General features: G+C 46.6%; 3 protein-coding genes and 1 pseudogene. All 4 read left to right on the plus strand.

Going from position 1 to position 8,833, the window contains the following annotated elements; all coding sequences use genetic code 11:
• Positions 1-156 precede the first annotated feature (156 nt).
• The 4 genes and pseudogenes from QRY16_RS15565 to QRY16_RS15580 all read left to right on the plus strand — a co-directional run bounded on the left by QRY16_RS15565 (position 157) and on the right by QRY16_RS15580 (position 8,768).
• The gene (locus tag QRY16_RS15565) at positions 157-4,956 is read left to right on the plus strand and encodes an Ig-like domain-containing protein (protein WP_289777248.1); all 4,800 of its coding nucleotides are present in this window, start codon (positions 157-159) and stop codon (positions 4,954-4,956) included.
• A gap of 182 nt (positions 4,957-5,138) precedes the next feature.
• A protein-coding gene (locus QRY16_RS15570; RefSeq protein WP_289777249.1) for an IS3 family transposase occupies positions 5,139-6,307 on the plus strand; the annotation gives its coding sequence in 2 pieces (ribosomal slippage) (positions 5,139-5,388 and positions 5,388-6,307; 1,170 coding nt in all).
• Between the two features lie 291 nt (positions 6,308-6,598).
• Positions 6,599-7,855: pseudogene (locus QRY16_RS15575) on the plus strand (Tn3 family transposase).
• Positions 7,856-8,132: 277 nt separating this feature from the next.
• Entirely contained in the window at positions 8,133-8,768 is a 636-nt protein-coding gene (locus tag QRY16_RS15580) for a hypothetical protein (protein ID WP_289777250.1), read from the plus strand.
• The last annotated feature ends 65 nt before the right edge of the window (positions 8,769-8,833 follow it).

Below are 8,833 nucleotides of genomic sequence, written 5' to 3' on the forward strand. Positions count from 1 at the left end.
AAAGCTCATAGTTATAGCAGTTGCAGAATATATCAATACGCTTATTCGCCATTTATTATTAAATACAGGCGGCATGTTTTATTAATGCACCTAATTTCTGTATTCACTCACAGAGCACATAGCAAAACCATTGAAACTTGTAACCAGGGATAGATTATGACGATCTCATCGCAAACTGAAAGCATGTTGACGCATGCAAAAAATATGCTTACTGACAAAAATAACGTTGTTATAAAAGTTGAATCGTTAACACAGTTAACCATTCAGGCGCCTGTACAGGGCAATATCGTCATTAAAGGCGGAGAGGGAATCACTGCCGTTAAAAATCTCAAATTTGTGCGCCATGGTGACAACTTAACGATCTTTACTGAAGACGGGCATCATCCCGCCGTGGTCATTGAAGGCTATTATGCCCAGGAGCAACTCAGCGACATTTATGGCATTGATGATAAAGACCAGCTCTATACCTGGTCAGGCGCGAACAGTACTTCACAGGTCAGCGCCCTGAGTGATGGGGAAAGCAGTGTTGAGCAGGCTGTCCCTGCTCAGGACAGTTCCGCGCTAGCGGAGGAGACGCAATCCGCAGCGGCTGAACAGCAAGATAACGATAATGATAAAGGTGCCGCTGGCCTGTTCGGTATGTCCGGCTGGGCTGCGGCAGCTGCAGGCATCGCGACCGCAGCTGTCGCTGGAGGCGTTATCGCGGCTTCCCGACACGGTAGCCATACCAGTGGTGATAATGGCGACAGCAGCCCTTCGGAAGCCTCCTCGCACCCCGACAGCGCCACTCATGTTCAGCTAACGGATGAGAAAGACAATGACATTATCACCTCCAGTACAGTCAACGAAAAGTCGCACCTGCTGATTAGCGGACAGGCGACCCCAGAATGCTCCGTGATCATCAAAGACGGCGATAATGTCCTCGGCACAGCACCGGTGGATGAAAACGGCCACTGGGAGCTGCCGCTGGCGCTGAAAAGTGGCGCGCATCAGATTACAACTCAAGTCACCGACAACAGCGGTAACACCAGCGATCCAACCGCGCCTATCAGCATTGACGTGGATTTAACGCCTCCTGACGCCGCACATGATATTACCCTCTCCAGTAAAGACGGTAATATCCTGGAGGGGACAACCACCAACAGCAGCACGCCGACGATTCACGGTAAAGCCGAGCCAGGCACCACGGTAACGCTCAAAGAGGGCGATAAGGTCATCGGTTCCGCTGAAGTGGATCAAAACGGTGACTGGCAGATTATCCCGGCCGACGCACTGGCCGAGGGGGAAAATAACCTGACCGTTGAAGTGACAGACAATGCCGGCAACAGAACATCGTCTGCGCTTGACGTCACTGTCGATACGATCCCACCTTCGGGCACCCTCAGCGACATCCAGATCATCAGCGGTAATAACCCGGATGATCTGCATCCGGTTACCAGCGGACTCACCAATGACAGCACACCAGCGCTGAGCGGCGCTGTTGAGGGGGCTGAAGCTGGCGACAGGGTGGTGATCAAAGAGGGTGGCGTGGTAATCGGCTGTGCTGACATTGACAACGACGGGCACTGGTCATTCACGCCGACATCACCGCTGGGCGAAGGCAGCCATCATCTGAGCGCAGAGCTTCAGGACAGCGCTGGAAATGTGGGTGACGCCCGGCCGGTTGATGTTACTGTCGATACCACGGCTCCTGACGCCGCGCAGGCTATCACTGTCTCAGATAAAGACGGCAACGACCTGGATGGCACCGCCACCAACAGCAGCACGCCGACGATTCACGGTAAAGCCGAGCCAGGCACTACGGTAACGCTCAAAGAGGGCGATAAGGTCATCGGTTCCGCTGAAGTGGATCAAAACGGTAACTGGCAGATTACCCCGGCCGACGCGCTGGCCGAGGGGGAAAATAACCTGACCGTTGAAGTGACAGACAATGCCGGCAACAGTACAACCTCAGATCTGGCTGTCACCGTTGACACCACGCCGCCTGACGGCACAACCAGCGTAACCATTACCAGTGATGCGGGTAAACTTGTCGATGCTGCTCATCCGACCAATGACACAACCCCGACGCTCAGTGGTCACGTGGAGGGCGCCCAGCCGGGCGACAGAGTAGTGATTAGGGACGGCAATACCGTTCTGGGCACCGCGTCCATCGCTGATGACGGTAGCTGGACATTTACTCCACCAAACGCGCTGATCGACGGTTCGCACAGCATAACCGCAACAGTTACCGACGCCGTGGGTAACGCGGGCACGCCGTCCGCAGCCACAGACTATATCCAGAATACCGTAAAGCCTAATGCAGCCACGGATATTCATGTCACTAACGACGTCACTAATACCGAAGTGCCAGCAAATGGTATCACCAACGATACGACGCCAACGCTGAGCGGTAAAGCCACCGCAGGCAGTACCATCAACATTCTGGATAAGGACGGCAATATCCTGACAACAGTCCAGGCAGATGATAAGGGAGAATGGCAAACGTCTGTGCCTGTGCTGGCAGACGGACTTTATGATGCTTTACAGGTCCAGGTCGTTGATAATGCTGGCAACCACGCTGAAACATCCGTGCCAGCTTTCACAGTGGATACGGTTAACCACAACACGACCAGCATCGAAAGTACTTCCGGTAAAGCGGACGCGACCCCAACGTTTAATGGGCAGGTTATTCTGGCGGATGGTGATACCTACCAGACCGTCACCGTGACCATTAAAGATGATAACGGCGCCGTCATTGCCAGCAATATTCCTGTCAATGCCGATGGCAGCTGGAGCTTCACACCTGACGACGAACATCCACTTACCCCGGGTGTGCATCACATTAGCGCCGTGGTTGTCGATAGCGCTGACAACGAATCGCAGCTGGGTTATCTGAACGGTTCTTCCGATGGTAGCATGACCATCATACCCTCCGAACCTGTGGTTATCTCCAGCAGCGCGAAAGAGGGAGGGGCAGATACCTTTGGCTATTCAATCGCAGCCAGCGACAATTACATTTACATCAGTGCGCCACGAGCAGGCACAAACGCGAACGGCGGTGCTAATTATCAAGGCGTTATCTACGCTATCTCTAAAAACTATGCCCATCTGATTACCCAGAGCTGTGATATTGAAACGCTGCTCGGGAATCATCCTGAAATGGGAATCATCATTCAGAATAACAGTGCCGTACATAACGCTAATGGTGATAATAGTGACTTAGAAGGATATGGTCTTAAAGCGCTAGATGGCGGTTGGGTAGCTATTTACTCTCACTGGAACGACAAAGTGTTCTTTATCAAAGAACCGTTGCCGCAGAATTTGGATCTGAAAGATATTTCCAATGCGCCAGACGGGTATAACGAACATGGTTTCATGATAACCGATAATGACTGGGCTAGATATTTTGCCTTCAACGTGGGGTCCATTGCGAATAAAGACGGTACGTTGACGTTTCTTATCGGCGATATTGCCTCCGCCAGAGGTGAACACGGCGCTATCACCACAGTCACGTTCGATCCTGCAAACGGCAAATGGGGCAATATAACCTTGAAGGCTGATCCAGCTAATGGTACAGAGCATGCCGGATGGGTTCCTGAAAGCAATCTACCGGAAGGCATGAGCGTGGGTCATATTGACCATGAAGACTGGACGACTACAGGTACGACGCAGAACAACAACTTAGGTTCCGATATTCAGATGCTCGGAGATATTTTGGGCGATGGTCATCAATATCTTGCCATTCAGGATGCTGAGTCAGCGAGATTGGGACTGAACGGCCGGGGCACCTGGTACCTTTACCAAGTGCCGGAAACAGGGATGCCAGCTAATCTCAGCCTGGCTGATGTTGATACTTCTCAGATGATTCGTATTAACAATATTGGCTCGGGATTATTAAATGAAATTAGTACTAATCCCTCTCAAGCCATCGGTAGCGCTGAGCAGGTTCCACACACTCACAATATCGCGAACCTGGGTGGTTTCAGTAATGACACTGATACAGATATTGCTATCGGATCGTCAACAGATAACTATAAATTGACAAACGGCAAAGTCTGGATCCTCCACGCGAATAAGCTTGATGGCGATATTAACATCGGCGTGAACGATCAATCTCAGTCCTTTGATACCAAATATGGTTATGCCATTGTCAGCACCAATCACGGCGGCGGGCAAGGTTTTGGCCTTAACGTCATCGGAGGTTATGATTTTAACGGCGACAATATCAAAGATTTAGTGATCAGCGATCCAAACGCTAAGGATCCGAACGGTAATACCACCGGAGCCGTCTATGTCGTTTATGGTGGACACGAAGCCGATTATCAGGGCTATCTTGCCAGCAATAATGGTCAGATCGATATTCAGGATATTCTGGATAAAGGCTGGGGAGAAGTGCATTACGGTAGCGTGAATAATCAGTTGTTTGGCTGGTCGGTTGATGTTGTGGATATGAATGGCGACGGACGTCCTGATCTTATCGTTGGCGCCCCATCATCGACGACAGGAGACAGTAACAGCGATTTGCACAATGGTCAGGTATACGTAATCTACAATACACACGACGACCAGCCTGCTTCGCACGCCATCGGTACATTTGCGGCGAATAGCGATACGGATGTGGTTAATTATGATGATACCGGTGCGGCGCTGCTGCTCGATGGCGACCATCAGAACATTGATTTGGCGAATCTGACCTCGGTCTTAAAGGGTCATCATAATGTGGATATGTCCGATGGCAACAACACGCTGAAAATGGACAACCGCACGCTGGATGCTATAGCGAGTGAAAACGATGAGGAAAGCACTCCATTGATCGTAACGGGGGAAAACGGCAACGTTGAACTGGGCGGCGGAGCTGAAAACTGGCATTCCAATGGAACGGTGACCGTTGACGGTACGGCTTATCAGGAGTTTCAGAGTAGCGGTCAGTCAGAAGTACTGATTGAAGACCGCGTTCATGTCACTATTCTCTAACATTTAACGTAAGCAGTAAGGGCATAACGTGTAATGCGTTATGCCCTTTTTTATTGCTGACTGAAAGCGAAGCCTGAAATCCAGCTCAAGCGACTGGAAGATGACCTTATTGTAGTGGCATAGTGAATTTGGCCACCTGAACAGAGGTGATATGCTCACCTCAGAACATTACAGGTGCCCCAATGAAAAGAAGAATTTTCAGCGCAGAGTTCAAACGTGAATCCGCTCAACTGGTTCCTGACCAAAACTATACGGTTGCAGATGCTGCCAGCGCTATGAATGCTGGTCTGTCCACAATGACGCGACGGGTGAAGCAGTTGCGTGATGAGCGGCAGGGTAAAACACCAATAGCTTCCCCCATTACCCCGGAACAGATCGAAATACGCGAGCTGAAGAAAAAGCTACAACGCATTGAAATGGAAAACGAAATATTAAAAAAGGCTACTGCGCTCTTGATGTCAGACTCCCTGAACAGTTCTCGTTAATCGGGAAACTCAGAGCGCAGTATCCTGTGGCCACACTCTGCCACGTGTTCGGGGTGCATCGCAGCAGCTACAAATACTGGAAAAACCGCCCTGAAAAGCCAGACGGCAGGCGGGCTGTATTACGCAGTCAGGTTCCGGAGCTGCATAACATCAGCCATGGCTCTGCTGGCGCAGGAAGTATCGCGACCATGGCAACCCTGAGAGGCTTCAGAATGGGACGCTGGCTTGCCGGCAGGCTCATGAAAGAACCGGGACTGGTCAGTTGTCAGCAGCCTGCTCACCGGTATAAATGTGGTGGCCATGAACACGTCGCTATCCCGAATCACCCTGAGCGGCAGTTCGCAGTGACAGAGCCTAATCAGGTGTGGTGCGGCGACGTGACGTATATCTGGACAGGTAAACGCTGGGCATACCTCGCCGTTGTTCTCGACTTGTTCGCAAGGAAACCTGTCGGCTGGGCAATGTCATTCTCTCCAGACAGCAGACTGACCATTAAAGCGCTGGAAATGGCATGGGAAACCCGGGGCAAACCAGCCGGGGTGATGTTCCACAGCGATCAGGGTAGCCACTATACAAGCGGGCAGTTCCGGCAGTTACTGTGGCGTTACCGGATCAGGCAGAGTATGAGCCGACGCGGAAACTGCCGGGATAACAGTCCGGTGGAACGCTTCTTCAGGAGTCTGAAAAACGAGTGGGTACCGGTGACAGGTTACGTAAGCTTCAGTGATGCTGCCCATGCAATAAGGGACCACATCGTCGGATATTACAGCGTACTCAGGCCGCACGAATATAACGGTGGGCTACCACCAAACGAATCGGAAAATCGATACTGGAAAAACTCTAAAGCGGTGGCCAGTTTTAGTTGACCACTACATATAGAGCAAGGTTATTGGGAAAAGAATAAATCGACTTTGATAGAGAAGACCGGACTTGAACGACTTATTACACTAATAACGCAGTCTCTTGATAATCTGGAGAATATCTTTAACGAGAAGCTTGATCGTATAACTATTGGTATAAACTCAGATGCTAATGATTTTGTAAAAAAACAGCCACAGCCAAACAGATTACAGTGGAGTCTGGCCAGTGAAAAATGGAAGACCAGCATCGATAATCCGATTTACAATCAGATAAAAAATATCGGGATAGTCGACGTAATGAAGTATGTAAACAATGAGACGGATTTTTTATCTGTGTTCAATGCCGTATCATCCAGAAAGAATAGTCTGGAAGCTGACTGTAATAATCTTCTTGCCTGTATATTTGGTAACGGAGCAAATTATGGTGTTCATAGAATGGCGACTGCATCAGACCGTAGTATTGGCATACTACGTGATGTAAATGACAAATTCATTCACCCCGATACAACTGGAATAGCTAGCACAGTAATATCTGACGCAATTGCAAACCTTTCGGTGTATAAATACTGGACAATAAATGAAGAATCTCCATTTGGAAATGTTGATGGACAGGAGCACACTTGCAGAATAAATACATTCAAAGCCTGTTAATCTGCCAAGTATTTCAGAAAAGGAAAAGGTGTTTCTGCGGTGACACTGGTATCTAATCATGTACCATTGGCAACTGTGGACATTTCTCCAAATGAATATGAAGGACACTTTGCATTTAACCTGTTATATAATAACACCACTGAAATACAGCCAAAACCATTAGCTACTGATAATCATGGTGTCAATAACGTAAATTTCGCGATACTGGATATCTTTGGTTATCAGTTTTCACCACGTTATGCAAAATTCAAAAAAGTATTTAATGAGTTGTTTGAGGTTATCCTGGAGGATGAGCAACTTATTATCAGGCTTAAAAAGCAATTTAATTTTAAACTCATTGCACAGGAATGGGAAAACATCCAGCATATTATTTGATCTTTAAGCAGAAAAACAACCGTCCAAAGTACGGTAGTTAAGAAATTATCTAATGCAAAGCGTAGTGGTAAGACATTAGCAGCGCTCCGGGAGTATGACCGGATTATAAAATGCATCTATGTCTTGGACTATGCTGACAATAAAACTTTAAGGCAATTTTTTCTGCAGGCTCTGAACAGAGGTGAAGCTTATAATCAACTAAGAAGAGCAATAGCATCAGTCAACGGAAATCAATTCCGTGGTGGCGATGACTATCAGATAGATCAATGGAACGGTTGCGCGAAACTGATAGCTAATTGTGTAATCTACTATAACTCAGCAATATTATCCGGACTGGTCGAGAAATTTGAAAAAGAAAATAATAAAAAAGTGATAGACGTTCTGGCTAACTTAGCCCCAGTAGCATGGAGACACATTCTCCTTGGTGGGAACTATTCTTACGAAGATCAAGTAGCGATCACGAATTTGAATAGTCTTCTGGAGGGGGTGGATCCACTAAGCGATGAAGATGACGCGGAGTATGAATAAAATTAACTACTTGATAAATAATAGTTTTTATGTGATAGCATCATTTTATATAAAAATCAACCATTTAAGCATTAACGCGGAAGGACTTTACAAAAAACAATTAAATTAATTAACTTTCATTATATTAGTACAGATAAATTTTACCACAAATATTTACCTTCCTCATCACAATTATCACAATTTATTTTTATATATTTTATAGACAGAAAATGTTAATAAAATTATTCTATAATAGCCGACACTTGCTTGTATTAATCCAATGTTTTCAGAGGTACTGATGATTCAATTTATTAATAGATGTAACACCTTTTCATTACCACGTCCTGCACAAAACAATACAACAATGATTCATAACATTGACTCATCGTTTAATGAGTATTTAGAAGAATTAAAAAAACCAATTTCAAAGGAAAATAATAACTATAGTGAAGATGCTATAAAATATAAAAAAACTATTTTAGGCCAGACATTCACAAACTACAATTTATCTGATTCCGTTGACTTATCTGAGATAGACTTACAAAACGTGGATGTTAATGATATTATATATAATATAAAACCCTTTCTCATTGGCAACCATGTTATTACCAATATTCTACTCAGTATTAACAGTATTGACGACAAATACAGTCAGCAGAAAATTCAGTTAGCTCATGACATAGTCGGATGGTTACGTCAGGAAAAAGATATTTTATCTCTGGATTATCAGGTGTTTGAAATATTATCCCATTCACTTTATACAACTGATGCGGATATATCAGAATATGTTACCTTGTCCTGTAATAAAAACTCAGATGAAGAGGGTATAACCCCCTCTGAGATTTCACTATCAAACACAACAAAACCCGAAGATGTCAATACCGATCGAATTCTGACCCACCCTGCCAAAGTAAAACTGACCCACCCCCTTTGAATCATTCGAGCGTTGTTGCTTTCGTTTTCTTCTGGAGTTGACCGCTTTTCAGCTTATCTTTCAGT

This window comes from Mixta mediterraneensis (assembly GCF_030283135.1).
Classification (GTDB): domain Bacteria; phylum Pseudomonadota; class Gammaproteobacteria; order Enterobacterales; family Enterobacteriaceae; genus Pantoea; species Pantoea mediterraneensis.

Excerpts from the sequence above, each read along its gene's own strand:
- QRY16_RS15565 (WP_289777248.1), top strand. The coding sequence starts at position 157 with ATGACGATCTCATCGCAAACTGAAAGCATGTTGACGCATGCAAAAAAT.
- QRY16_RS15580 (WP_289777250.1), top strand. The coding sequence starts at position 8,133 with ATGATTCAATTTATTAATAGATGTAACACCTTTTCATTACCACGTCCT.